The 26,507-nt window shown below is 46.7% G+C and carries 23 protein-coding genes; 10 read left to right on the top strand and 13 right to left on the bottom strand.

Going from position 1 to position 26,507, the window contains the following annotated elements:
- Position 1: 1 nt before the first annotated feature.
- Positions 2 to 406, bottom strand: a complete 405-nt coding sequence (locus K5677_RS12140; RefSeq protein ID WP_296728431.1) for a DUF4830 domain-containing protein — start codon at positions 404 to 406, stop codon at positions 2 to 4.
- 74 nt (positions 407 to 480) lie between these two features.
- Here K5677_RS12140 and K5677_RS12135 point away from each other — a divergent pair, with 74 nt between their 5' ends.
- The 3 genes from K5677_RS12135 (at position 481) to K5677_RS12125 (ending at position 3,940) form a co-directional block, all read left to right on the top strand.
- Entirely contained in the window at positions 481 to 1,266 is a 786-nt protein-coding gene (locus K5677_RS12135; RefSeq protein WP_296728429.1) for a pseudouridine synthase, read from the top strand.
- Positions 1,267 to 1,380: 114 nt separating this feature from the next.
- The gene (gene ugpC, locus K5677_RS12130; RefSeq protein ID WP_296728426.1) at positions 1,381 to 2,511 is read left to right on the top strand and encodes a sn-glycerol-3-phosphate ABC transporter ATP-binding protein UgpC; all 1,131 of its coding nucleotides are present in this window, start codon (positions 1,381 to 1,383) and stop codon (positions 2,509 to 2,511) included.
- Between the two features lie 130 nt (positions 2,512 to 2,641).
- Positions 2,642 to 3,940, top strand: a complete 1,299-nt coding sequence (locus K5677_RS12125; RefSeq protein WP_296728424.1) for a Sapep family Mn(2+)-dependent dipeptidase — start codon at positions 2,642 to 2,644, stop codon at positions 3,938 to 3,940.
- Positions 3,941 to 4,252: 312 nt separating this feature from the next.
- Here the strand turns inward: K5677_RS12125 and K5677_RS12120 are convergent, their stop codons facing one another.
- Entirely contained in the window at positions 4,253 to 4,621 is a 369-nt protein-coding gene (locus K5677_RS12120; RefSeq protein WP_296728419.1) for a hypothetical protein, read from the bottom strand.
- 458 nt (positions 4,622 to 5,079) lie between these two features.
- Here K5677_RS12120 and K5677_RS12115 point away from each other — a divergent pair, with 458 nt between their 5' ends.
- Entirely contained in the window at positions 5,080 to 6,141 is a 1,062-nt protein-coding gene (locus K5677_RS12115) for a histidine kinase (RefSeq protein ID WP_296728418.1), read from the top strand.
- 30 nt (positions 6,142 to 6,171) lie between these two features.
- A complete protein-coding gene (locus K5677_RS12110) occupies positions 6,172 to 6,795 on the top strand; it encodes a response regulator transcription factor (RefSeq protein WP_296728417.1) in 624 nt (207 codons plus the stop codon).
- A 70-nt stretch (positions 6,796 to 6,865) separates the two neighbouring features.
- On the opposite strand, the gene K5677_RS12105 is transcribed toward K5677_RS12110, so the two are convergent.
- A complete protein-coding gene (locus K5677_RS12105) occupies positions 6,866 to 10,177 on the bottom strand; it encodes a CotH kinase family protein (RefSeq protein WP_296728415.1) in 3,312 nt (1,103 codons plus the stop codon).
- A gap of 407 nt (positions 10,178 to 10,584) precedes the next feature.
- On the opposite strand from K5677_RS12105, the gene K5677_RS12100 reads away from it, so the two are divergent.
- A complete protein-coding gene (locus K5677_RS12100; RefSeq protein ID WP_296728413.1) occupies positions 10,585 to 11,337 on the top strand; it encodes a DUF2461 family protein in 753 nt (250 codons plus the stop codon).
- A 247-nt stretch (positions 11,338 to 11,584) separates the two neighbouring features.
- Here the strand turns inward: K5677_RS12100 and gpr are convergent, their stop codons facing one another.
- A complete protein-coding gene (gene gpr / locus K5677_RS12095; protein ID WP_296728412.1) occupies positions 11,585 to 12,433 on the bottom strand; it encodes a GPR endopeptidase in 849 nt (282 codons plus the stop codon).
- Between the two features lie 227 nt (positions 12,434 to 12,660).
- Here gpr and rpsT point away from each other — a divergent pair, with 227 nt between their 5' ends.
- Entirely contained in the window at positions 12,661 to 12,921 is a 261-nt protein-coding gene (gene rpsT / locus K5677_RS12090; RefSeq protein WP_024861246.1) for a 30S ribosomal protein S20, read from the top strand.
- A gap of 104 nt (positions 12,922 to 13,025) precedes the next feature.
- On the opposite strand, the gene K5677_RS12085 is transcribed toward rpsT, so the two are convergent.
- Positions 13,026 to 13,391 (bottom strand): hypothetical protein, encoded by a 366-nt coding sequence (locus K5677_RS12085; protein ID WP_296728409.1) that lies wholly within the window; start codon positions 13,389 to 13,391, stop codon positions 13,026 to 13,028.
- A gap of 233 nt (positions 13,392 to 13,624) precedes the next feature.
- Here K5677_RS12085 and K5677_RS12080 point away from each other — a divergent pair, with 233 nt between their 5' ends.
- Entirely contained in the window at positions 13,625 to 13,849 is a 225-nt protein-coding gene (locus K5677_RS12080) for a helix-turn-helix transcriptional regulator (protein ID WP_296728406.1), read from the top strand.
- 88 nt (positions 13,850 to 13,937) lie between these two features.
- Here the strand turns inward: K5677_RS12080 and K5677_RS12075 are convergent, their stop codons facing one another.
- The 6 genes from K5677_RS12075 to K5677_RS12050 all read right to left on the bottom strand — a co-directional run bounded on the left by K5677_RS12075 (position 13,938) and on the right by K5677_RS12050 (position 21,213).
- Positions 13,938 to 14,144, bottom strand: coding sequence for a hypothetical protein (locus K5677_RS12075; RefSeq protein WP_296728403.1), 207 nt, complete (start codon positions 14,142 to 14,144; stop codon positions 13,938 to 13,940).
- Positions 14,145 to 14,171: 27 nt separating this feature from the next.
- Complete coding sequence (locus K5677_RS12070; protein ID WP_296728401.1) at positions 14,172 to 14,681, bottom strand: flavin reductase; 510 nt, start codon at positions 14,679 to 14,681, stop codon at positions 14,172 to 14,174.
- A gap of 251 nt (positions 14,682 to 14,932) precedes the next feature.
- Complete coding sequence (gene spo0A / locus K5677_RS12065; protein ID WP_296728398.1) at positions 14,933 to 15,688, bottom strand: sporulation transcription factor Spo0A; 756 nt, start codon at positions 15,686 to 15,688, stop codon at positions 14,933 to 14,935.
- 191 nt (positions 15,689 to 15,879) lie between these two features.
- Positions 15,880 to 17,190 (bottom strand): hypothetical protein, encoded by a 1,311-nt coding sequence (locus tag K5677_RS12060; RefSeq protein ID WP_296728395.1) that lies wholly within the window; start codon positions 17,188 to 17,190, stop codon positions 15,880 to 15,882.
- A gap of 16 nt (positions 17,191 to 17,206) precedes the next feature.
- Positions 17,207 to 18,874, bottom strand: coding sequence for a glycosyl hydrolase (locus tag K5677_RS12055; RefSeq protein WP_296728392.1), 1,668 nt, complete (start codon positions 18,872 to 18,874; stop codon positions 17,207 to 17,209).
- Positions 18,875 to 18,891: 17 nt separating this feature from the next.
- Entirely contained in the window at positions 18,892 to 21,213 is a 2,322-nt protein-coding gene (locus K5677_RS12050) for a glycoside hydrolase family 95 protein (protein WP_296728389.1), read from the bottom strand.
- Between the two features lie 278 nt (positions 21,214 to 21,491).
- Here K5677_RS12050 and K5677_RS12045 point away from each other — a divergent pair, with 278 nt between their 5' ends.
- Both K5677_RS12045 and K5677_RS12040 read left to right on the top strand, forming a co-directional pair.
- The gene (locus K5677_RS12045; RefSeq protein WP_296728388.1) at positions 21,492 to 22,985 is read left to right on the top strand and encodes a hypothetical protein; all 1,494 of its coding nucleotides are present in this window, start codon (positions 21,492 to 21,494) and stop codon (positions 22,983 to 22,985) included.
- Positions 22,978 to 24,414, top strand: coding sequence for a hypothetical protein (locus tag K5677_RS12040; protein ID WP_296728386.1), 1,437 nt, complete (start codon positions 22,978 to 22,980; stop codon positions 24,412 to 24,414). The genes K5677_RS12045 and K5677_RS12040 overlap by 8 nt, the downstream gene beginning before the upstream one ends.
- 257 nt (positions 24,415 to 24,671) lie before the next feature.
- Here K5677_RS12040 and K5677_RS12035 read toward each other — a convergent pair whose 3' ends face one another.
- Both K5677_RS12035 and K5677_RS12030 read right to left on the bottom strand, forming a co-directional pair.
- On the bottom strand, positions 24,672 to 25,142 hold the full coding sequence (locus K5677_RS12035) for a DUF2726 domain-containing protein (protein WP_296728383.1): 471 nt from the start codon (positions 25,140 to 25,142) through the stop codon (positions 24,672 to 24,674).
- A gap of 116 nt (positions 25,143 to 25,258) precedes the next feature.
- On the bottom strand, positions 25,259 to 26,494 hold the full coding sequence (locus tag K5677_RS12030; RefSeq protein ID WP_296728382.1) for a phenylacetate--CoA ligase: 1,236 nt from the start codon (positions 26,492 to 26,494) through the stop codon (positions 25,259 to 25,261).
- Positions 26,495 to 26,507 lie beyond the last annotated feature (13 nt).

The raw sequence follows: 26,507 nt of genomic DNA, 5'->3' as shown, positions 1-26,507 counted from the left end.
TTCAGCTTACAGGCATTCTGATACTGCCGCTGTCCTCGCTGTATACCATTGAGGCAACGGCAGTATTGTCGCATACAAGGAGCTCTGCAAGCATTTTCTTGTTCTGTGGGCTGTAGTTTTTCACTTCATAGACGAAAAGCCTTGCATTTCTGCCTGCATATCGGCGGAGAGGAAGTCCCTGTTTATCCTGCATGAGGGCATATTCCTCATATACCGAGGAAAAGCTCTCGGGGATAGTCACGTATCTTTCGGATATTTCCTCTACCTCCCATCCGTGAGAGGCAAAATAGCTTATGCGCTGAGCGGCGCTTTCGGCGGCTACAGCCGATACCGTGTTAGTCTCACGCGTACTGCACGATGCAAGAGCAAATGCTGCCGCAGCAGCCATAAATATAGTTTTTCTCATTCTATCACTCCTATAACTGGTCAGTATTAAATCCTATTCACCTAAGTTCGTACATTATACCGAAAGGAGCCGCAATGGCGCAGATAAGACTTGATAAATTCATATCCGAGCGCACAGAGTACTCCAGAAGCCAGATAAAGGAGCTTGCTGCAAAGGGACGGATAACCGTTGACGGCGTAACTATAAAGCGCTCAGACACCAAGATAGACAGTGAAACAGCTGTAGTGAACGTATGCGGTCATGAGCTTAAAAGCTCGCGGTACAGATACATACTGCTGAACAAGCCGCAAGGCTATGTCTGCTCTACCGACGACAAGGACGGTGAGACCGTGCTAAGGCTCATACCGCAGGAAATGCGGACAAAAGGTATGTTTCCCGCAGGACGTCTTGACAAGGACAGCACAGGTGCTCTGCTCATCACAGATGACGGTGAGCTGGCTCACCAAATATTGTCACCACGCCGTAAAATAACCAAAATTTATATTGTGAAACTTGCCAGACCATTTGAGAATAATTATATTAACAAATTTGCAGAGGGAATCAGGCTCGCCGACGGGGAAACTTGTCTGCCGGCACGAGTAAAATCATCGGAAAACTGCGATAAATTGGCGATAATACAAATATGTGAAGGAAAATATCATCAAGTTAAAAGAATGTTCGCAGCTGTGGGCAATCACGTAGAGAGATTGGCGCGTGTATCGCTGGGATCACTGGTTTTGCCCGAAAAACTGGCAATCGGAGAGTGTATGGAATTATTGCACAAAGATGTTGAAAACTTGTTCAAACCACAGGATTTTGACCTTTTTTACACTCAATTTTTCCCTGTTTTTTCGGCAAATCTAATAAACAACGATTTATAACTTTGGCAATTTAGCAACTTGAAATATTTTGCAAAGTATGGTATCATATTAACATAGCTGATAGCGGAAAAAAATATATCGGCACAAAATTTTAACTGGAGGACAGGATTAAAAATGGCAGGCTTAACACTTAAAAACATTTATAAGAAATATCCGGGCGGCGTTGTCGCTGTTTCAGATGTAAATTTAGAGATAAGAGATAAGGAGTTTATCGTTCTTGTTGGACCTTCCGGCTGCGGTAAGTCAACAACTCTCCGTATGATCGCTGGTCTTGAGGAAATATCAGAGGGCGAGCTTTATATAGGCGACAGACTCGTTAATGATATTGCTCCTAAGGACAGAGATATCGCAATGGTTTTCCAGAACTATGCTCTTTACCCTCATATGACAGTATTTGAGAACATGGCTTTCGGTCTTAAGCTCCGTAAGGTTCCTAAGGACGAGATCGAGAGAAAGGTAAACGAGGCTGCAAAGATACTCGACCTTACACACCTTCTCGACAGAAAGCCAAAGGCTATGTCAGGCGGTCAGAGACAGAGAGTTGCTCTCGGTCGTGCTATCGTTCGTTCACCTAAGGTATTCCTTCTCGACGAGCCTCTCTCAAACCTCGATGCTAAGCTCCGTGCTCAGATGAGAACCGAGATCGCTAAGATCCACAAGAAGCTGGGTACTACATTTATCTACGTAACTCATGACCAGACAGAGGCTATGACAATGGGTGACAGAATCGTTTGTATGAAGGACGGTTTCGTTCAGCAGATCGATACACCTCAGAACCTCTACGAGAACCCTGTAAACAAGTTCGTTGCAGGCTTCCTCGGCTCACCTCAGATGAACTTCATCGATGCAGAGCTCAAGGAAGAGTACGGTCAGTATATCGTTGAATTCGGCGCAACAAACGGCAGAGGCAACAGATTCCAGATCATCGTTCCTGAGTCAAAGGTAAACGAGGACCTCGGTGCTTACGTTGGCAAGGAGATCATTCTCGGCGTACGTCCTGAGTCTATCCACGATGAGGAAATGTATCTTTCTAATGCTTCTACAGGTATTATTGAGGCAAATGTTGAGATCACAGAAATGATGGGTGCTGAGACATACCTCTATCTCCTTTGCGAGGGTATCTCACTCACAGCAAGAGTTAGCCCAAGATCTACAGCAAGACCTGGTGACGACATCAAGGTTGCTATCGATCCTAACAGAATCCATATCTTCGATAAGGAAACTGAAAAGGCTATTGTAAACTGATTAATTCTTTTCATATTTATCCTTTCTTTCTTGGTACACAGCGCCGCAAGACGTTGTGTACACGCAGATCACCGCAGTATATACTGCGGTTTTTTGCGTTATATAAAAAAATAAGCTACAGGAGAAGATAATGAGCAAAATTAGAGACTATCTTGAAGCACATAAGCAGGAAATGATAGATTTTCTTGCGGAATTGGTGGCAATACCCAGTGTTCAGGGCGAGGCTGAGGACGGCTATCCCTTCGGAAAAATGCCAGCAAAGGCGTTGGAAGCTATGCTGAAAAAATGCGAGGAGTTTGGTTTTACTGTTGAGAACGTGGAAAACTACGCAGGCTCGGCTGATGTAAACGATATGCCTGCACAGCTCGCTGTACTTACTCATTTAGACGTAGTTCCCGTGGGTACAGGGTGGACTTCAGAGCCTTATGTACTGCGCTGTGAGCCTGATACGGGCAAGCTGGTGGGACGCGGCGCTATCGACGATAAGGGACCTGCTGCTGCGGCTCTCTTTGCTGCAAGAGCTATTAAGGAGCTTGGTATACCGCTTAAAAAGGGAATACGGCTTATTTTCGGTACAAATGAGGAAAACGGCTCCGCAGACCTTGCATATTACCGAAAAAAGCGCGAATTACCGCCAATGGTGTTCACTCCTGACGGAGAGTATCCCGTTATCAATGCTGAAAAGGGTATGCTGAGAGTCTACTTTTCAACATCTGCACCTAAAAATGTTGAAATACAGGCAGGTACAGTTATCAATGCCGTTCCTTCAAGCTGTAAGGTGCAGATGCTTGTTGCTGAGAAAGCCGGTCCAAAGTCGATTTTCGGCACTGTTGAGGGACGTTCAGCTCACGCTTCTACACCCGAAAAGGGTGAGAACGCCATAACAAAATTTCTTTCAGACAATCATAATGACATTCCTGTATTGAAAAATCTTTCTGAGCTCTTTCCTCACGGTGAGCTTAACGGCAAGAGCTGCGGACTTGGCTTCCGCGACGATATATCCGGAGATATGACCTGTGTGCTCTCAATGCTCAACACAGAAAACGGCAGACTTTGCGGCGGTATAGATATACGTTTTCCTCTTGACCGAACAAAGGCAGAAGTAAGCGGCATAATATGCGGAAAGCTCCGTGAGGCTGGCTTTTATATTGACTCATGCGAGGGAGCAGAGCCTCACTGTACCGACGAAAACAGCGAATTTGTGCAGACGCTCCTGCGTGTGTATGAGCGCGTCACAGGTGATAAAGGTCACTGTATAGCCATTGGCGGCGGGACATACGTCCATGAGATAGAGGGCGGAGTTGCCTTCGGTGCGGAGTTCCCCAATGAGGACGGTCATATGCACTGCCCCGACGAGTTCATAACTGTGGAGAATCTGCTGAAAAACGCGGAAATTATGGCAGAGGCTATGGCGGAGATATGTTCTTGAGTCCATGAACGGGATTCCAAAGGGACTTTGTTCCTTTGGTCAGGTCAAGGGCTGACAGCCCTTGCGGGGTTCGGGGCTCTGCCCCGAACCCGACAGGCGCCTCGCAAAGGGTGAATTTCAAAACAGTCCGGTGGACTGTTTTGAAAGAGGGTGACTCCCTACAGTGTAGGGAGATGTCTGAAGGACAGAGGGTGCCGGACACGATTAGTGTCGCCTTGCAAGAGAAGGCGTTCCCTTTTAAATTGGCTTGCGAAGTGGACACTACAATTACGCATTATGAATTGAAAAGGCGGACTTTAAGTCCGCCTTTTGTTATCTGTCTGTTTTTGTGGTAGTAGATGAAGTTTCGCTGTCGTGTTCCTTATCGCCGTCAAGACCGTCTATAACGTCATCAGCGGCGTTCTTTGCGCCGTCGATGATGTCCTTGCCTGCATCGCCTGCACCGCTTACTATATCCTTACCTGCGTCGCCGATACCGTCAGCAGCATCGTCTATCCTGTCTTTAGCGGAGCTATCCTGCCTTTTGTTGGTAGTACTCTCGTATCTTTTGTCAGTTGTGCTGTCCTCGATGACTGCGCCGTTTCCGTCGTCGGTGTAATGCCCGTCGTTATTGTCTCCGCAGCCTGTAAGAGTTGCACAAACCGTAAAAAATATGGAGCATATTGCTAAAAGCTTTTTCATACAAATCATATCCTTTACTGAGTTTCGCTGTGGAGTTGTTTTCCACAGCGTATTTTTATTGTTTACTCATTTTCCCTGATTATCCACAGCCTTTTCAACTTTTTCCCCCTTCCAGAAACTGTATTTTACGTTGTTTTCCACTATTTCAACAGAGTTATCAACAATAAAACAAATGTATCCACACTCTATTCAACACCGTGTTGAAAACTTTTCCACCCCTATGTGAAATCAAATTAGGACTATATTGCGATTTTTTTATGTGAAGCCTGTATTTTGCAGTACTCTGTTTTTCGCTATATATGAATAAAAACAGATTTGTGCAGGTTTACTTGTTATTTTGCTGAGAATATGCTATGAGTGAGAAGTCCGCACCATTTTTTCGCCGCTCTCGTTGCTATTTTCACAATTATATGTTATAATTTAATAAATATAAAATAAAACCGAAAGGTGGTGTGAGATTGAACAGACTTATCGACAAGCTTGCAATACTTCTTATGTGCATGATGAGCCTTACCATGAGCGACAGCTTTATTGAGCCTGTTATCGTTGCTATAGCAGCAGTTACAGCTTCCTCGGCTGCACAGCTCCTGACGGGGAAAACGGCAGCTTCAATAATTATAGCCGCCTGTTCGCTGGTTTGCGGAGCATTTCCGCTGTTTTTCTGTATGCTGCCTCTTATGCTGTACGATGCACTGTGGGAGAAAAAATGGTGGCTGGTATTGCCTGCGGCGGCTGTGCTGGTAAATATAGGTGATATAAAGATACTGCAAATAGCCATGACTTTGGCAGCTATGGCAGTTACTGCTATAATATTTCTTCGTGTTTCGGGACTTGAACTGACTGTTACTAAGCTCACACTGCTTCGTGATGAGATAGCAGGAAAGAACAGACAGCTGGGCGAGCAGAATATCCGCCTTGCACAGGCTCAGGATAACGAGATACACCTTGCTACACTAAAAGAGCGCAACCGTATCGCCCGTGAGATACATGACAACGTGGGACATATGCTCACACGCTCTCTTTTACAGTCGGGAGCTCTCATCGTCATCAACAAGGACGAGCAGCTCCGCGAGCCGCTGGAGAGTCTGAAAAGCACTCTTGACAGCGCTATGACCAGTATCCGAGAGAGCGTTCATGACCTCCATGATGACTCTATTGACCTGAAAAGGGTAATTGAGGACAGCATAAAAACTGTTGACAGCAGGTTTACGGTCACGCTGGACTGCGATGTAAATGAGCATATGGCAGGCAATGTTAAGCTGTGCATGATAGGTGTGGTCAAGGAGGGACTTTCCAATGCGGTTAAGCACTCAAATGGTGACAGTATAAGCATTATCGTACGCGAGCACCCTGCATTCTATCAGCTCATGCTGGAGGACAACGGCAGCTGTACAGAGATAAAGGAAAGCGGTATAGGACTTAAAAATATGCGTGACCGCGTAGAGGCTCTGAAGGGCAGGATAAGCTTTACACCCTCACAGGAGGGATTCAGGATATTTGTATCTGTCCCGAAATCATAAATTAATATCACAAAGACATAAGGAGATCCTATGAACATAGTAGTTATAGACGACGATAAGCTTGTGGCGCTGTCGCTGAAAACAATACTTGAAAGCACAGGCAATGTTACTGTTTCCGCAATGGGCTATAGCGGAGAGGAGGCAATAGAGCTCTACCGCAGTCACTGCCCTGATATAATGCTGATGGATATACGTATGGAGGGCATGACGGGTATTGAAGCAGGCGAAAAAATACTTAAAGAAGCTCCCGAGGCGAGGATACTCTACCTGACCACATTTTCCGATGATGAATATATAGTCAAGGCGCTGAATATGGGTGCAAAGGGCTATATACTCAAGCAGGATTTTGACGGCATAGCTCCTGCCCTTGACGCGGTAATGCGCGGACAGAGCATATTCGGCAGCAAGATAATAAACAAGCTCCCTGAGCTGACAGTGCCTAAGAAGTTCGACTTTGCGGCACACGGCATAAGCGACAAGGAGCGGGAGATAATGGAGCTTGTGGCATTAGGTCTCAGCAATAAGGAAATATCGGAAAAGATATTCCTCGGCGAGGGAACTATCCGAAATTATATCAGCAATCTCCTTGATAAGCTTGAGCTTCGCGACAGAACTCAGCTTGCAGTGTATTATTATACAGAGGTAAAATCATAAACAGGATATAAAAAAACAGCGAAGAATTTTTCTTCGCTGTTTTTTATGAAGGTGGTATAGTAGAATTCGATTATTTAGTAGGAAGCTCCTTGATGAGACCGAGGAGATAGCTCTGAATAGCCTGAGCGTCGCCTGTAGTAACACCGTCGTTGTTGCCTGTTACATCAGCATTTGCATATCCTGTCTCTGTGATGTGATGTGAATCAGAGCCGTTTATACCGAATTTATTAGGATTAGCAAGGCTCTGCATGATGATAACTGCGTCTGCAAGGTCTAACTGACCGTCGTAGTTAGCGTCGCCGTACTTTGTTACCTTTGAACCGTTAGGCTTTACTGTAGTAGTTGTTGTGAACTGTACTCTTGTGGTAGTAGTTGCCTTTGTAGTGGTAGTTACAGGCTTTGTTGTTGTTGTTGTTGCTGCTGGAGCACTGCCCTGCTTGTATACTGCCTTGATAGAAACGCCCTCACTTACAGGAACTGTTATCTCGTCTGATGATGTATTGCTTACGTTAGCGCCTGTTACCTCCCAGTGATCGAAGCTGTAGCCTTCCTTAGCTGTAGCCTTTACAGTTACAGGATAGTCTGTGAAGTACTTACCGCTCCATGTGCTGAGTGAGTCATCAAGCTTGATAGTATTGAACTTGACAGAGCCCTTGCTGCCGTCATTGCTTACGGATACGCTTGCAAGACTGCCTGTGAGTCCCATGTAGTTCTTCATCTGGCTTGTAACATTGCTGTATCTTGTATTGTAGAATGTCTCAAGGAGCTGATAATCCTGATCGAAAGTAGACTCATTGTGGATGTTCTTAGATGACGGGAAGCGCTTGTATGTATCGAGTATCTGCTGCTTGAAGCCCTTGTAGTAGTTGATAGCAGCTGTTGTCTTGTTTGTGTCGAAGTTGTAGTTTGCCATATCCATGAAGCTGAGCTCGAACTGCTTCTTGAATTCTGCGTTCTTCATGAGATTTGTGAAAGCTCCGCTGATAGAGCCGCCGCCTCCCATGAAGCCGCCCCAGCCTCCCATACCGCCGCCGCCGAACTGGCTGAAGCTGTTGTATGTAGGACCTACCTCATTTACCTTATCTGCAAGGTTTGCAGAATACTCTGTATCAAACAGGACCATACGCCACTTGCCGTCTGCGTAAGGATTAGTCTCATCAACTGTGTCTGCGCGCCATACACCTGTGTTGTTGTTTGGCCAGTCGTGGTTAGCCCAGTATATCTGAGCTGCAAAGTAGTCGATAAAGCTCTGGATATCAAGCTTCTGAGCTATCTGCTGATATGCTGCATCGCTTGTCATATCTGCACTTGAGATCTGGCTGAGAAGGCTGTTCCAGTCGGAGAGATCCTGATCCTTACCGTCCTCAAGAGTACCGTTCTTGATGAAAGCAACATCGTTCTTCTTGATACCGTAGTGTGACTTGAAGTAATCAGAGTTATACTTCTCCATAAGCTGATAAATGCCCCAGAATTCGCCGTCGATAAAGAGTATGCACTCGCTTGTAGCCTGTGTGGTCATATCTCTGTCGCCAACGAGAGACTGGTTCACCGAGTCACGGAAGAAGCCTGCCATATTGTCGTTTCCGCCGTTTCTTATAGTGAAGCCGTCGAATGTGTCGATGACTTTGTTATTCTTTTCCTTTGTGGACTTGCCCTCAAAGAGGTCGTAATCAACGCTGCTCTTGCCGTAATCCTGACGAGCGAAGATGTTGAAGCTCTTCTGAGCCCATGCACGTGAAGCAGCACCCTTTGTTCTGATGCCAACATTCTGGGAAACTACGCTCTTTCCGCCGTCGAATATCTCGATACTTGCAGGACGCTCCCATTCAGCGCCCTTCTGGTTGTAGTTAGCCTGAGCCATGAATGCCATGTCGCCCATGTTGAAGCCGCCCATTCCGCCGCCGAAACCGCCGCCAGCCTGCTGACCACCGCCTGCCTGCTGACCGCCGCCAAAGCCGCCGAAGCCGCCGCCTTGCTGAGCGTCACCGCCTGCTGCACCGCCGAACTGGCTCCAGTCGAATCCGCCAGCCTGCTGACCGCCCATGTTAAAGCCGCCCTGCTGAACGTCCTCATCTGCATTTACCGCAGGACCGCCTGCGCCGCCGAGCTGGAAGTTGCCCCAGTTCTGCTGAGCGTCACCGCCTGCTGCGCCGCCGAACTGACTAAAGTCAAATCCGCCTGCCTGCTGACCGTTCTGTCCCTGCTGCTGACCTGCCTGACCCTGCTGGTCGCCGAAGTTCCAGCCCTGCTGCTGTCCCTGCTGCTGACCTGCCTGACCTTGCTGGTCACCGAAGTTCCATGCAGGCTGCTGGCCATTCTGTCCCTGAGCCGGCTGCTGCTGTCCCTGTCCGGGGTTGCCCCAGTTGCCGCCCATGCCAGGGAAAGTCATGCCTCCGCCGCCCTGGTCGTAAACCTTACCAAGAACGTAGATACCCTTGTCGTAATCTAAGAGATTTGCAGGATCTGTAACAAGAGAAACGACCTTCATCTTCTTGTATCTTTCAACGTTAGCTGAGCCAACGAAGTATGTCTTTGTGATTATATCACTTGCTCTGCCCTGTGAGTCAACAGCGATTGCACGAACTACAGCTGCCTTGAGAACGCCCTCATCGGGAGCAAGAATATCTGTATAAGCTGTGATGTCAGTTCTCGCACTGTACTTGTTGGGCTCGCTTGTCATGTCCTTGATTGTCAGCGGAGAAGAATATTTAAGTGAAGAAGCTGTTGGATCGCTTCCGTCTGTTGTATAGTAAACTGTAGTACCCTGTGGTACTTCGATAGAAAGTGAGAAGCCGCTGTCATAAAATCCGCTCTCTGCTGAGAAGCCGGGAGTTCTTACTGCGTTTGAGCCCTCGGGAGCTCTGTTTTCAGCGTTAGGAGTGCCTGCAAGAACAAAGTACTCGCCGCTGCCGTCGGGGTACTGACCGTAGGAAGTATCCTTAGCCATATCGCCGAATGTTACCTGTGAAGCTATATTGCCTGATTTATCTGTAAGTGTGAGAGTCTCGCCGCTTGTGGAAAGACCGAAAGGAGCTATTTCCTTGTTTGTCTCGCCTGCTGTGCCGTCGCAGAAGATCACCTTTCTGCCGCCTGCCTGAAGAGTAGTACCCTCGGGGATAGTGTAGCGATAAGGAGTATCCTCCTTATCTGTGATGCCCCAGCCGCTGATGTCTACAGCGCTTCCTGAACCGTTGTAGAGCTCTATCCAGTCATATGTACCGCCGTCAGGTGCAGTATATGAGCCGTTCTTAGGGCATACCTCATTGATTGTAACAGAGCCTGCCGCAGCAGCCTGTTGTACAGGCATAAGACCTGCTGTGCCGAGGAGCATAGCAAGACTCATGATTCCTGCGCCTGTTCGCATAGCTGATTTCTTGAACATAAAACGTCCCTCCAATGTAATTTTTCATGTTTTGAGCTTAAAACCGCCCGTTTTTTCGATATATCTTAAATAGATAATAAAGAAATAGTCTTAAAATAATCTTAAAGTTATCTGAAAGTCTGAAGCGATGTTTTTTGAACTAAAAGTTTAATAAATGCTGATATTTGGCAATTTCAGTATAACATTATCACTAAATGAAGTCAACTGACAGCGCAAATTTTGAACTAAATATGAAAAAGTCAGCAATAAATGAAACATTCTGTGCACAAAAGGTGGACTTATTGTTTTCCTAAGGATTAGCTTGCGGATCAATAATACCATAAAAAAACGCTTGACGCTTCCGCAAATATACGTTATTATATTGTAGGGGGCGGCGTCCCTACACAGACACACAAAAGGAGAATGAAATGTTTCAGGGTTTTTCGCAGGAAGCACTGGAATTCCTGCTTGGTATAAGGCATAACAACAATAAGGAATGGTTCGAGCCGCGAAAGGCTGTATACACCGGAAAGATATTCGAGCCCATGAAGGCTTTGGGCGAGGAGCTTTTTGCGCCGTTTTCAGATATTGACGGCATGATGTACAAGGTGGGCAGGATATACCGCGACGAGAATTTCGCGCCATATCTCCACTATCGTGACACTATGTGGATATATGTCCGCTATGATGCATGGTACTGGAGCAAGACTCCTACCCTGTATTTCGAGCTTTCTCCCGAGGGAGCAGAGTTCGGCTTCCGTATCTCAAAGCCCGAAGCCGCAGTTATGGAGCGCTTCCGCAGCGGACTTCTTGAGGACTCCGACTCGTTTGTCAACATGGTGGACGAAATTGTTGAAAAGTACGGACTCACAATCGGCGGCGACGAGTACAAGCGCAAAAAGCCCTGTCCCGAGCCGAAGCTGGAGAAATACTTCATAAAAAAGGGACTTAGTCTTTACACAAGGGTAAGCAGCCCCGAGGAGCTTTTCTCCCATAAAATAGCCGACCACGCTATTGAAGTATTCAAGGCATTGCAGCCTGTAAACGACTATTTCCACGAGATAGTTGAAGATGAGGAGCTTGCAAAGGCTATCCTCAGGGAAGAAAAGGAGCAGCAGCTCGCCCAGCCTGAGCCCGAGATAAACATGGTGAAAGCTCCTGATGTTGAATTCATGTGGTGACGAGCTGAGCCAGCTCGACCGCTGCCACGTTGCCGCTTGCAAGCTCGCTCGCTTTTTCCAAAACCGTTACCTGTACATCGCTTACGGCGCATTGTATATTATTATATGCGGAATGTAGGGGCTGCCTTTGGCAGTCCGCGCCTAACGTAACAAATATGATTAACCGTATTGTAGGAGGCGATGACCACATCGCCCCGAATATTTTGATTATTCCACACCTAATAATTCCTAATTCCGCATTCCGAATTTAAAACAGCCCTCTTACGTCCTCAAAGCTGAGAGTTGGCTGCAAGGCAAGATTTATCCCGAATGCAAGGAGCTGAGAGGCTCTTTCCGTCAGGCGGTCTATATCACGGGGAGTTACCATCATATTTGGCAGCTCTCCGTTTATTCTTTTGCCCGTGAGACTTCTCACTATGGTATGCATATCCACAACTGTGGGGACTCCCACGGCGATAACAGGCACACCCATGACCTTTTTCGAGAGCTCCTTTCTCTCGTTGGAAACGCCGCTGCCCGGGGAGATACCCGTGTCGGTGAGCTGTATGGTAGTGCCGAGGCGGCTTATATCCGTGCAGGCAAGAGCGTCAACAGCGATTATTGCGGCAGGTCTCAGCTCTGCCGATACAGCACGTACTACCTCTGCGGTCTCTATGCCTGTCTGCCCCATTACTCCCCCTGCAAAGGCACTTACAGGGCGAAGCGAAGTGAGGAATAGCTCCTCACCGCTGTCTGTCTCATCACGCAAATGCCGCGTAGCAAGGACCTTTGCGGCGGTCTGAGGACCGATAGCGTCGGGAGTAATATCATTATTGCCAAGTCCCACCACAAGGACCTCACCCTCGGGGAGAAGTGCCGAGAGCTCCTGTGACAGCTCCTGAGCCATGAGCTGATAATCGTCGGAAAATCGGCTTAAACTGCTGCCTTCAAGGGTGATGTAACGTCCTTTTCCCTTGCCGATAGTTTCGAGGCAGCTGTCGTCGTCAATGGTTATTTCGGTGATTCTGAAAGCCCTGCCCCGTGACCTTAGATGAACGGTTTCGGGAAGGCTGTCTGCGGAAAAGCTCTCAAGAGCCAGATCGGTGCGTAATTCCATGATTTCCTCCATATTGTGCATATTGCTTTAATTGTGGAAAATATTTCTAAGGATTATTTCACTTTTAACTATTGAAAACAATGTGGAAAAATGCTATAATTATAGTTGTCTCAGTATGGCAGCTGTGCGTTGCAGCTGTCGGGAGTGAACGAACCCGTGTTTGCTCCTATTATCTGTTAAGATGCGGACGAATATACAGTCTGCATTATCCAAGGAGGTGTAACAAAATGCCAAACATTAAGTCTGCAAAGAAGAGAGTAAAGGTCAATGCTACAAAGGCTGCTGCTAACAAGGCAAGAAAGTCCAATCTCAAGACTGTTCTCAAGAAGGCTGACGCAGCTGTAGCAACAGGCGCTGCTGATAAGGCAGAGGCAATCAAGGTTGCTATCAAGAGAGTTGATCAGGCTTGCGCAAAGGGTCTTATGCACAAGAATAAGGCTGCAAGAAAGAAGTCACAGCTCGCTAAGAAGCTCAACTCTGCTGAGTAATCGGTCTCTTATCATATAAGAATCAAAATCCCCTTGCGGACGACTCACGGTCTGCAAGGGGATGTTTTTATTTCAGTTGAGAGTTGAAAGCTGAGAATTGAGAGTTATCTCCATTTATTTGGCAGTCTATCCTTTATCTGCCCGAGGAGTATTATTATCTCACCCAGTCCGTACATAAGAAGTCCCGAAACGAAAACTGCGAATAGATAACTGATAAGGCTAATTAGCGAAGCTCCCGTAGCGGCAAATGCTATTATAGCGGCTATTGCACCAAATATCCAGATAATAAAGGCAACTGTCTGTATCATTGCACCTGTTTTGTTTTTTTCGCTATCAGAATAGGCTGGTTCGTAATTCGTTTCTGTCTGTTCCGAAGTAATCGCAGCGCATTTCTCACAAAGAGGACTGCTTTCATTCAGCCATTTGACTTTTTCTCCGTGTATTTCCTTTGCACATAAGATACATTTCATAGTAAAGCTCCTTTGCTGTTAATAGGACAAATTGTCCTATTAATATTATATCTGCTTTGAACATATTTGTCAACACTTTCCACGTAATTTACAAATCTTTATGTAAATAACATATTTGTAAATTTAACAAAAAACGCAAATAGGACTATTTGTCCTATAACATTCAGAGAATATCTCTCCTGTTTTATAATAAGTATAGAAATTTGTAAATTTACAAATATGGGAGGGAAAGTATGTTCGTCAGAATAAGGAATCTGCGCGAGGACAGCGACAAAACACAGCGCGAAGTGTCGGAATATCTTTTCTGCGACCAGTCTCTCTACTCCAAGTATGAGCGCGGACTCCGTGATGTGCCGGTAGAGGTTATAATCAAGCTTGCAGAGCTTTATGATACAAGTACTGATTATATACTCGGGCTTACAGATGAAAAGGCAAAATATCCAAGCAAAAAGTTATAAAATAATCGGGCTTCTTTTAACTAATCACTAATAACTAACAACTAATCACTAAAAAGGCGTGATAAACAAAGTTTATCACGCCTTTTTCTTAACTCATCTTAGATTTAGCAACCTCGCGGAGAACGTGCTCCATTACTTCCTCAGGAGTAGGAACCTTGCCCTTGCCGATCTTATTTATAGGCGCGTTAGGATCTTTACACGCTTCTGCAATTGACTTTTCGATCTCACGCTTGACTTCTTCTTCACTTACGCCGTTCTGTTTTGCGATATTTTTAAAAATGTTGTTGCTTTTCATCTGATCTCTCCTTTAAAACAGTGTTTTTTATTCCTTTACGTATACGCCTGTTATTTCTGAAATGTATGCACGGTGATAAGGATCGCCGTTGAAGAATTTCTCAGGAATACCGTCATCTGTAACAAATCCGCTCTCCTGCAGTTCATAGCTGTAAAGCTTACGGCATATAATAACCAGCTCTGCCTCTGCAAATGTCATACAGCCGTCTATTTCAGCAGGAGTGAGCCCTGCTTCCTTTGCCTTGTCGCAGTCTCTGCCCGAATTTGAGCCGCAGAAGGAAAGGGCATTTCTGTATTCCTCGCCGAGGAATGAAGCTGTAAAGCACTCGTTATCCTCGATATATCCATAGGTATAGCGAGTAGGTCTTATATAGCAGGTAAGGACGTTCTTGTTCCAGAGTACACCCAGCTGTCCCCATGAGGCGGTCATGGTATTGAAATTATCCTTATTGCCGCCTGTGAGAAGCATCCACTGTTTTCCAATCTTATCGAAGGGGTTGAATGAAAGCTCATTGATCGCAATTTTTCTGAAAGCCATGATTGATCTCCTCTTTAAAATATTTTTTTATCAAAGTGCGGGAAAAAATAAATATTCCAATTATTTTCCTGCGCTTTGTTTTGCCCGATAGGGCAAAATGAGCATGATATAAAGAAATGTGAAGTACAAATTCAATATTTTATAAAGAATTTGCACCCCCTGAACAAGGTTCAGGGCAATACCGCATTACAGCGGTTATTGAAGACACATTATTTAATATGATATTCGGGATCATCACGGCTTATACATTATCAATGCGTTCTCAGCGCTGATTTATATCGCAGTCTGAGCTTATCGGTGATAAGTGCGATGAATTCCGAATTTGTGGGCTTGCCTTTTCCCGTATCTACGGTGTAGCCGAAAAAGGAATTGAGAGTATCCACGTTTCCTCTGTCCCATGCTATCTCGATAGCATGACGGATAGCGCGTTCAACGCGCGAGGACGTAGTATCGTAGATACCAGCCACAGTGGGATAAAGCAGCTTTGTAACGCTGTCAAGCAGAGTTTTATCCTCTATTGAGTAGAGTATAGCCGTTCTGAGATAGTGATAACCCTTTATATGGGCAGGAACGCCCAGCTGGTGTATCATATCAGTGACTACTACCTCCATATCGTCGCTGAAGCTGCTTGCTCTGTCGCCGAGAGCCGAGTTTATAGCGGCACACAAGTCGTCTGCACTGCAAGGACGGAGCAGGAATTTTGAAGCACCGTTCTCGATGACCTGTTTCTCTATGAACTCGTTGTCATAGGCAGAGGTGACGATGAAAACAGGCGGTTTTACACCCATTTCACGTACATTTTTCATAAGGGAGATAATATCGCCGTTTTGTGACGATATATCCAGTACAGCAGCGTCAGGGGGATCCTTTTTTATGGATTCCAGTATAACGCCGCAGTCCTTGCGCCTTGTATAGGCATACATACCCTTTTCGCGGAGCTTATTGGCTGTGCTTACGCCTGTTTCGGCAGAGTCGTCGCCGATAAGTACCTTGATTTTGTTATTCATATTTTATACCTCCTTTTGCATGGCGGAATTTTTACCGCAAGATTAATGATAACACATGGCAAAAGGAGCAGCAACGGCTAATTATGAGACTTTCTGCGTTATTTATTCGGGAAATGCCGTAAAATATAAGTATAATAAATCGCCGTCGAAAGCCGCTGTCGCATAAAACTGAAAATTTATGAATAAAGCAGTTATTTCCGCTTTTTTCTGTGTAGGACGCCCTCCGACATTTCTCTCACCCTTGTACCCTCGGGGAAAAGCTTGTCGGCAAGCTTCTGCAAAGCGTTCTTTTTGACTGTTTCTGTATGAACGGGGGCAAGCTTAGGCTCGCTGGCAGCTTTGCTCCACTTTTTCTTCACATTATCGGAAAGATAGGGTATTATTTTATTTCTATCGCCGATATAGCTGTGTTTTTCGAGAAATTTTAGCGGCAGCTGACAGCCTTCGCCGCCGTATTTCCTGAGAAAGTCTCCGAAGTGGAAGTCCAGCATCTCCTCAAAATCTCTTTTTCCGTCCATAATGCCCTTATTGTTCTTCATGCCTTCAATAAGAGCCTTCTGCTCGTCATTTTCGGACTCAAAGTCCTCAATGAAGCCCAGAGGTCCCAGGATCATAAAGCCTATCATATGGTCATCGCCGCAGAAGTCGCTTTTAGGTATTTTTGTCTGAGGTATATCAAAGCCATAGGCGGCATAAAGCGCAAAGGCGCATCGCAGAGCCATGAATTTATCCTCGTCTATGTCGTAGAGGTGTTCCTCCTCCACGTAGCCGCGAAGTCTGCCTGACTTTACCATAAGATTCAGCACAGGCTGAAGCATCAGCGAGCGCATACCCTTGACGATTGGCGCTTCAACGTCATTTGCAAAGTTTCCGCCTATATGAAGGACATTCCCTGCGCTTGTGCCCGATTTTTTAATAACAGCGTCGAGGTAGGCGCTGCCTGCGGAATCGGGGATATTCTGCTCGGCAGGGATAACTAAAGCGTCATATGAGCCGTAGCCGCAGCTGCATAGTATCTTTACCACCACATCTCTCGGATAATAGGAATCCGAGACCACTATGACCTTGTGGCGGCAGTCCTTTGCTTTATCGAAAAGAAGCTTTCCCATTTTACGCGGAAAGGCGAAATGCTCAACAAGGTCACATTCCCTTGTCATCAGCTTTTCCCTTGCCGCAGGCGGAAGACCGCTTATCTTCATGAATATGTCGTATATTTTTTCAAGAGTTACATTGCCCTTGAGGGCATATTTTTTTTCGGCAGCTTTCTGCGCCTCTGTTCTCAGCTCGGAAAAGGTCTTGCTTCCCGTATTGAACATAGCGAAGTCCTCCTCCATAAAGAGAAAGATGTCTTCGTTTCTTGAAAATGGCATAAGCACCAGCGTGTCCCACATCTTGAAGCTTGTGGCGGAGTGGTCGTTGCGGGACACCTCGTGGAGCATTTTTACTGTCAGTTCGTCCTGTGACGGGGAATTATGCCTTAATGGTGAAAATTCGTCGTTCATTCCGCACCTCTTTTCGTTATTTGGAAGTAGTTTCTGCGGAGGTCTCCGCTTCTGATGTATTTTCTTTTGGCTCAATGCCGCGCATTTTCCTGTATTCGTCCAAAGTCATGGCACCGTCTGAGTTATAAGCCCTTATAAGAGCGTCCTTGCTGGTGAATTCCTCGTTATATTCGCCGTTTTCGTTCTGAACATACTTGCCGTACCATACGCCGAAGAATGACCATACCGCATTGTCGCGGAAAGACGTATCCATATCGGGAACGCTGCCGCATTCGCTTATGGCAATGAGCTTATCTGTGCCGGTAAATTTCTGTACTGCTGCAAATTCCTCATAGAATCGGCTGCCGTAGTCCTTTTCGCCGCTGAAGTATAGGTCAACTGAGGCAATATCAAAGGTGCGTTTGTCCACCATAGCGCTGTTGCTCTGACCGTTCCATATCCAGATGAGGTTATCCAGCTCAAAATATTTTGTAAATCGGTCGTAAATTAGCTGCCAGAGCCATTTATAGCTCTCTGCGCCCTTTGCGCCCCACCAGTACCAGTTGCCGCAGCCCTCGGGGAGAGGTCTCCAAAGCACAGGCACTCCTCTGTTTTTAAGTGAGGTGAGCTGACCTGCCATATTGTCTATATCAAGGAGAAGACCGTAGCATTCTCTGGAAATATCGCCCTTGCTGTAGAGCTCGCGGAGCTCCTCCTCAGTAAGCTCGGCTATCTCCTTATCAGTCACAGCTTTGGAAATATCAAAATCCGTATCCTCTGTGCGGATGCCGCTCTTTTTCTCAGAGGGAGCCTTCCAGTACCAGCTCACGCAGGAAATACCGCCGTTCAGGTACCATTCAGCCGCAGCATCGACCTCCTTGAAGCTTGCGTCGTAGCTGTTGTCGGGCACTTCAAAATTAGAGAAGCGTATAACGGGATATTTTCCCGTAGTGCGGTAAACAAGGTCCAGCTCAGAGTTGCCGCCGCCGTAGGCGTACTGACCTGTTATCATGTATTTTCCGTAGTTCTCGGACAGGAATGACATAAGCTCCTTTGCGGATTCTCCTGCCTTTTTGTTTACAAGCTCGCCCTTTGCGTCATAGCTTATATCGCTGAGTGAGGTATTGTTCTCGATTTTAAGGTAATCAAGGTACATATCACCGTTTACGGGAGTGATCTCCAGCTTTTGCTTGCCCTTTGTGAGGAAAACGCCGTATATGGTGATATATGTGAACTTTCCGTTGTCAGTAGTTCTGAACTCTGTCAGCTGCTCGTCGCCCAGCTTCAGGCGGCAGGTAACAGCGCTGTCCGTTGAGATATTGAATGAAAGGTCATAGTGCTGATTGCTTGGCACATCTATCTCAAATACCACCGAAGCCTTGCCCTCGCTGCCGAAGCCTGTGACATAGCCGTCGCCGCTGAATTCGGGCAGGTCTGTGGCAGCCTTCGCACCGCCCTTCAGCTCTGCCTTTTCTGCCTCGTAGAGATTGCCCGAGGTTTTTTTCTCTATCTCGGGATAGGTAACGGGATAGTCGGGAAAGGTCTCAACAGGTATGGTAGTAGTGGGCTCTGTAGGCTTTTTAGCGGTAGTTTCCTCTATTATAGGCACAGAAGCCGTCATTTTGTTTTTCTTGTCGCAGGCGGCGAAAGCCGAAGCGGCAGCTCCCACAGCACAGGCGAGAGCCATTATCTTGCGAATATCCATTTGATCCTCCTGTTTTATCAGGCTTTGATATTGTATGTCTTACCCTCTTCGGTATTGATGATGATAACGCCGTCCTCGATAACGCAGTCAACTGTTTCTCCGCCGCAGGCTGCGGTTACAGCGGTATTAGCCCTCAGGCGGAGCTCTCCGCCGAGATGTGAGGTGATGTCGGCATAGCAGAGCCTGCTTTCAGCCCAGTATATGTCAACGGTGAAGCCGCCCTTTGCACGAAGCCCCTTGATGTGACCGTTAGTCCATTCCTCGGGAAGTGCAGGCAGCAGATTGATCTCTCCGCCGCAGCTCTGCATAAGAGCCTCAGCGATAGCGGCTGCAGCTCCGAAGTTGCCTTCTAACTGTAAAGGCGGCTTGGAGTCGGTAAGATTCGGGTTGCAGTAATGTGAGATCATGCGCTTGAGGTTTTCAGAGACCATATTGCCGTCATAGAGTCTTGCCCACATATTTGTCACCCATGCGCAGCTATAGCCCATATGGCTGCCGCCGTTGATAAGTCTGCGGACGAGAGTAGCTCTTGCAGCGTCGGCAAGCTTTGGTGTTTTATAGGGATTTATAAGGTCTGCCGGGTACAGGGCAAAGAGCTGAGAGATATGTCTGTGACCGATGTCGGTCTCATCATAGTCCTCCAGCCATTCCATTATCTGACCGAATCTGCCGATACTCGGCATAGGCAGCTTTCTCAGCATATCTGCAAGTTTTTCGGCGAATGCCTCATCTCTGCCCAGAATATTCGCAGCCTTTATTGTGTCGGCAAAAAGCACAGTGAGTATCTGCGAATCCATTGCAGGGCTCATGCAGAGGCTTGCTTTTACGCCGTTTTCGTCTTTATAAGTGTTTTCGGGAGACACCGACGGACCTGTCAGCAATCTGCCCTTTTCGTCAGCGGTGAGATATTCCGTAAAGAATTCCGATGCTTCCTTTAAGATATGGTATTTCTCGGCAAGGAAATCCCTGTCGAGGGTATATTCATAGTGTTCAAATACGTGTATAGCCAGCCATGCACCGCCCATAGGCCATATGCTTGACGTTGCAAGCTCGTCCTGAGGAGCTGTATCTCCCCATATATCCGTAGAGTTATGGCATACAAATCCCTTGCTGACGCCGTACATTTCCTTTGCAGTTACTCTGCCGTTGCCGCATACGCGCTCAAGCAGGTCAAACAGTGGCATATGGCACTCGGAAAGGTTACAGCTCTCAGCGAGCCAGTAGTTCATCTCGGTATTGAGATTAAGGGTATATCGGCTGCCGTTTGGGGGAGCTGTCATTTCGTTCCACAGTCCCTGCAGATTTGCAGGCTGAGTACCTGCACGGCTGCAAGAGATCAATAAATATCTTCCGAAGTTGAAATAGAGCTCGAAAAGCTTGTTATCGTTGATAAGGCGGCGGCAGTCCAGATTGTCCAGCTCGTTGCCTTTTAGTCTGTCTATACGCTCGTTTGTATTGAGAAATGCTAATTCCTCATTGTCGCTGTTGTCGTTGAGAGAGAGCTCAACGCGCTCGAAAAGCTCTCTGTAGTCGTTGACATGACGGTAGTAGAGCTCGTCAAAGTCGCACTGCATAGCCATTTCCGCATCAAGCTGAGCGGATTCCTCGAATATCTGGCTGTAGAAGCTTGTGCGGACAGAGAGTATCAGCATTACCTCGTCTGCATTTTTTACGCAGAGCTTGCTGCCAAGTGTCTTTACCTCGCCGTTTTTGGCAGCCGCACCGAGACAGGCGGCATATAGTATGCCTCCGCTGCCGTTTGTGCCGCCGTTAAATAGTATCATATTGTCTGCACAGGGGCGGTTGTCGTCGAAGTTATCCTCACGGCTGTCCATATAGCAGGAAAGGGATACCGACTGAGGCTGTGAAGCCGAGATACGCACCACCATGACTTCATCGGGAGCTGATATGAAATATTCCTTTGTATAGACTATATCCGCCGCAGTAAATGAAGCGTCCGCAACTGCGCTGCCGATGTCGAGGCTTCGTGAGTAGCTGAGAGCCTTACCGCCCAGCTCAAGGTCGATGTGGAGCTCGCCGAGGGGCATATACCGCCTCATATTTGGAGAAATGCCCTTCATTTTGCTGAGAGCGACCTCCTCAGCCTCGTGAGCCTTGCCCTCCATAAGGAGAGCTCTTGCCTCCCTGAAACCGTCTTTTGCCTCGGGATTTATCCTGTGGCGCAGACCGCCCGACCATATGGAGTCTTCATTGAGGACTATAGACTCCTTATCAGGAGTACCATAGATCATAGCTCCGATACGTCCGTTACCTATAGGGAGAGCTTCGCTGAAGCTCTCAGCTGGGAAATCGTATTTCATTAAAGTTTCGGTACTCATATTTCATCTCCTATAGACATTGTTAAACGTTTGCCAAAAAACATTATAACACATCTTTAAAAAAATATCAAGTTTATGGCAAAAATAGCCATGCAGGGGGCTGATGCCCGCATCGCCCATATAAACCCCCTATTGACATGATACCGAAAACATAGTAATATAAAAATAAACTCTGTAAAATATTTTTATATTTTAACAATAAAAACTTCGTCTTTTTTGTTCTCAGAAATCACTTAAATATATAAGAATATTTCTAAACTTCCGAAAGGGGCGGTATTATGAAAAAAATTATCAGTATATTAGCTGCTTTTACTCTTATGACAGGCTGCTTTTCGTGCAGCGAGGAAAAGGACACAAAGTCCGATAGTAAGCCTTTAGACGGCGATACATCTGTAACCGTGACAGACGGCTCGGCAGAGGAGCCTGTGATCCAGCAGCAGACCGAGCTGCGCGAATTCAAAGAGGATGACTTCAAAACCATCAATGTAAACCTCTCCAAGACCGACAAGGAGCCGTCTTTTCAGCTTCACAGCATAAAGCTGAACGATATAGACTTCGGCGAGCGTATCTCACCATGTAAGCAGGGCGAATACCGTGATAAATACAAGCCTGTTTTCGACGCCGAGAATAATGCAGATGATGAATACAGAGAATATATGGAACAGGCTAATGCAGATTGGGAGAAGTTATGCACCGAGCCCACAAAGGGCGGTATCGGCTTCTGGCGTATGTGCGGAAACGATATATACGCCGCTGTCAGCTACGACCAGTACTGCACAGGCGGACTCCATGATGTATCAATATTCCGAGTTGGCGGTCTCACAGGCAAAGTCACGGAGATATACCGTCATTCCGATCCCGAGAACAGCTTTGGTGTAGATACTATCGCTGCGCCCAATGGAAAGGTATATCTTTCCATAAGGGATAAAGGTCTGATGTACCTTGACGGCGGCAAGCTGGTACCCATGAATTATCTTGACGGTTATTCCCACTATCTTATGGGCGATGCCGCAGATAAAATGGTCTTTTTGAGCACTAAAGACATATTAGAGCAGCTCCCCGACGATTACGAACCACAGCCCTCTGAGCACTGGAAAGAAAAAGACGGCAGGAAATACCTTATTACGGGGCAGGAAAGAATTTATAGTGAGTATCTTCCCGATAAAGACGAGTGGAAAGAGATAGCAAGAAAAACATACACTCAGGAAGAAGTGTATTCGGACGTTGATCCTGATTATAATTTTCCTCGGGTATACGGCAAGCTTGCTGCGCATACGGAAAAGCCCGAGAGAAAGCGCAAGCTGGACGTTGTTACCGACGAATACCGTATAAGTACAGGTATCACGGGCTTGGATATCCTCTATGCAGACCACGACAGGCTGGTGGTCAAGCTCAGTAACAAGAATATCGTCCACATCTTTGATATGGCAAAAATGGAGCATTATGTGTTGGATTGTTCGGGCTTAGCGACTATGTGCCAGTATTTCGAGGGCGGACTCTTTGTATATCCACAAAGCGGAAGCGGCTATATTTACTATATTATGCCCGAAATAGGACTTACATTCACTCTTTGCAAGCTCCCCGAAATATCTGACGAGAGAGTTAGCATGAGCTTTGGTGCGTTCAGAGGCGACAGGAGCTTCGGTTTTCAGGAGAGTATTGCCATAATGAAAAATGAGGAAAGAGATCCCGATACCGGTCAGATCAAACACGCGGATTATGATAACGAGGAAATAATATACTGGGTGAACGGAGATGAAATGAATGGGTAAGAGAAGAATCAGAGCATTTGCGGCAGCTCTTATACTTTTCGCAGTATCGGTAAATATGGGCTGTGAGGACAGGGAAAAGCCTGAGCCTGTTCCCTCAGAGAGCGAAACAGTCGGTGACTACCGCGAGGAAACCAGCGAAGCTCCCGAGGTGACAGGAATGCCCGTATTCAAAGAGTATGCCGAGACCGATTTCAAGGACGTGACTCTTAACCTGAGCGTAGTGGACAAGGAGCCCCCTGTAGAGGTCACAAGCATTGATATAAGCAGCTTTGACTTCGGCGAGAAGGTGCCCGTGTGCAATAAGGCAGAATTCGTCGAGGACTATTACAATAAAAGAGAAGAGCGCGCCAACGGACAGCTTGTGTTTCAGTGGCAGAATTTTGTTGATAAGCCTGTAAAGGGAGTGCCAACTAAGTGCTTTATCTGGAACGACAAATGCTATATCTATGTCATGTATGATAATCTGGAAGTATTTGACTGGGAGCTTTACAGCTATGATATGGCAGGCGGTGAGCCTGAGAAGATATGCAGCTGGTCAGCGGAAACTCCCGATGAACACTCCGCCATAGAGGTATGCTTTGAAGATGGAGCTATGTTCTGCTATTATTTTAAAAACGAGGAAAATGATAACTTGCTGACGCAGGTAAGGCGGGTTGACCTTGAAACAGGCAAAGAGACTGTGGTTTATGAGGACAAGGGCATAGATGTAAACATATGGCTCAGCAGAGATAGTTATGGAATTATTTTGCTCATGGAATATCATAATGTCAGCGGCGAGCCTGCTGTAAGCTATATATACAACAGCAGAGAGGGCAAATTCGTGAAAAATAGCGAGATAGAGGCTCCCGAGGGAAAAATTATAGACAGCTATCTTTTAAATGGCATAAATTCCTATCTTGTAAAGCGTGAGGGCAAGCGGAAATTAGAGTTGGTCAACGACTTATACAGTATACCCACGGCTTTTACCGCGGGACGTATAATCTACGCCGATAATGGGATAGCTGTGCTGTATGACAACGTGAAGCTCCATATATACGACCTTAAAAAAATGGAGCATCGCATTACAAACATAGACGGCTACGGCAATGAAATAGAGATGTATAACGGTATGCTGTTTATCGGAAACAGGGGAAATAACTTCAAAATGCCTGTATATTGCATAATACCCGAGCTTGGCATAACCTATCCCATAGTCAGTGACGGCATTTACAGCGATCTGAGCATAACTTCCGACAGTTTGACTTTTAATGAGACAAGCCGTCAGACGGAGGTAATAAAGACGGGGGCAGTATTTGATGATGAAAACGGAGAAATGCAGGAAGAATATGCGGTCATGGATGAAAACGGCGGAATATCTTATGCATATACGTCAGACTATACACACCAATATGAAAGAATAGACAAGATATATATCGTAAAGAAGAAATAACAAAAGGTGCGGATCTCCGCACCTTTTTTAGTCGTTAGCCTTTAGCTGTAGGGGCGCACATTGTGCGCCCGCGCAAAACATCGAAAAAAACGAATTGTAGGGGGCGATGCCTAACAGGCACCCGTACCCTCTGTCCTGCGGACATCTCCCTGTACTACAGGGAGTCACCCACATCGCCCCGTGATCTATGATTGATTTTATCGGGCTGATGTAGGCATCAGCCCCTACAATCTTAGTTCTTAGCTCTTAGTTCTAAATTACCGAAGGTATTCCTCAATAACGTCCAGCTCTCCGTATGTGCGGAGCAGGGTATATCCCGTATTTGCCAGCACCGCATTCACGAAGTCATCGCGCTCAACGCGGTCAGGACGTGCATGAGTGGTATCGTCCAGCTCGATAAGCGCCACTATGGACGTATCCTCATCTGCAAGAGCAAAGTCGATATGCTTTGACTTTATCTTGTTGAAGCATTCCATCCAGAATGGATTCTCGGCTTTGGGCTTCGGCTCGATAAGGTCAGCAAGCCTCACCTTTGTGAAAATGCTCAGCCCGTACTCGTCGGCGAGGGGCTTCAGCTTCTTGTAGAATTCATACTCGCGGTCTGTGAGTACGGTCTTTGCGTTGTAAAGCTTGGTTATGTCGGGCTTGCGGAGCTTTCTGTACAGCCACACGCAAAAGGCTATTATAAGCCCTGTAATGAGAAGTGCAATAAGTTCGTTTCTGTTCATGTAATAATTAAAATAAAAAAATATTTCTGATATTCAACCCGTTTGCATTGAAAAAATGCCTTTTTGGGAGTATATATGAGGGGCTCTGAGAGAGCCCCTGTAAAAGCTGTATTTTATTAGTCGAATCTCTCGTCGATAACTCTGGCAGTTTTCTTCATGCTTCTCGGGAGCACACCTACCTCGACTACCTTTACGATAGGAGTAAAGCCTATTCTGCTCTTGACCTTTTCGGCTATCTTGCTGCTGAGTGAAGCGAAGTCCACATCGCCTGTAGACTCAACGTAGATACGCATGGTATCCTTGCCGTCAAGATGAGAGATACGTATCTGATACTCACTGGAGATCTCACCAAAGGTACCGAGGACCTCCTCTATCTGGCTCGGGAATACGTTTACGCCCTTTATCTTCATCATGTCGTCTGTACGTCCCATGATAACATCTATTCTCGGATAGCAGCGTCCGCACTTGCACTTGCCGGGAACTATCCTTGAAAGGTCATGAGTTCTGTATCTGATAAGCGGAGCGCCCTCCTTGACGAGAGTTGTGATGACTATTTCGCCCATTTCGCCGTCTGGAACGGGCTCGCCTGTCTTAGGATCGATTATCTCTATGTAGAGGAAGTCGTCCCAATAGTGCATAGCAGTTTCGCCCGGGCAGTTTATACCGATGCCGGGGCCGTATATCTCTGTGAGGCCGTAGATGTCGAAAAGCTCGATCCCAAGCTCATTGTGGATACGCTCGCGCATTTTGTCGCTCCAGCGCTCAGAGCCGATAACGCCCTTTTTAAGGTGTATCTTGTCCTTGATACCGCGCTTTTCTATCTCCTCAGCGAGAAGAAGTGCATATGAAGATGTAGAGCAGAGAACCGTGCTCTTCATGTCCTGCATCATCTGGAGCTGCTTGTCGGTATTTCCGGGGCCCATAGGTATTACCATAGCGCCAAGCTTCTCAGCGCCGTTCTGGAAGCCGATACCTGCTGTCCAGAGACCGTAGCCTGGGGTTATCTGTATCCTGTCCATGTTTGTGATGCCTGCTGTCTCGTAGCAGCGCTTGAACATGATAGCCCAGTCGTCAACGTCCTTGGCTGTATAGGGGATAATTACGGGAGTACCTGTAGTTCCCGATGATGAGTGGATACGGACAATCTCCTCCTCGGGAGCTGTCATAAGTCCCAGAGGATAAGCATCGCGGAGGTCCTTTTTCTCTGAGAACGGGAGCTTTGTGAAGTCCTCGGGTGAATCAACGTGTGTTATGCCTGCCTCTGCAAGCTTTTTTCCGTAGAAGCTGCCTGCTTCAACGAGAGCGCGTATACGGTCGTTGACCAGGTCGAGCTGTGCCTGTGTTATCTGCATTTTCTCATACCTT

Source organism: Ruminococcus sp., assembly GCF_024684275.1.
Note: the sequence above shows the minus strand (reverse complement) of the source record. Positions and strands in the feature narration are given on the sequence as shown.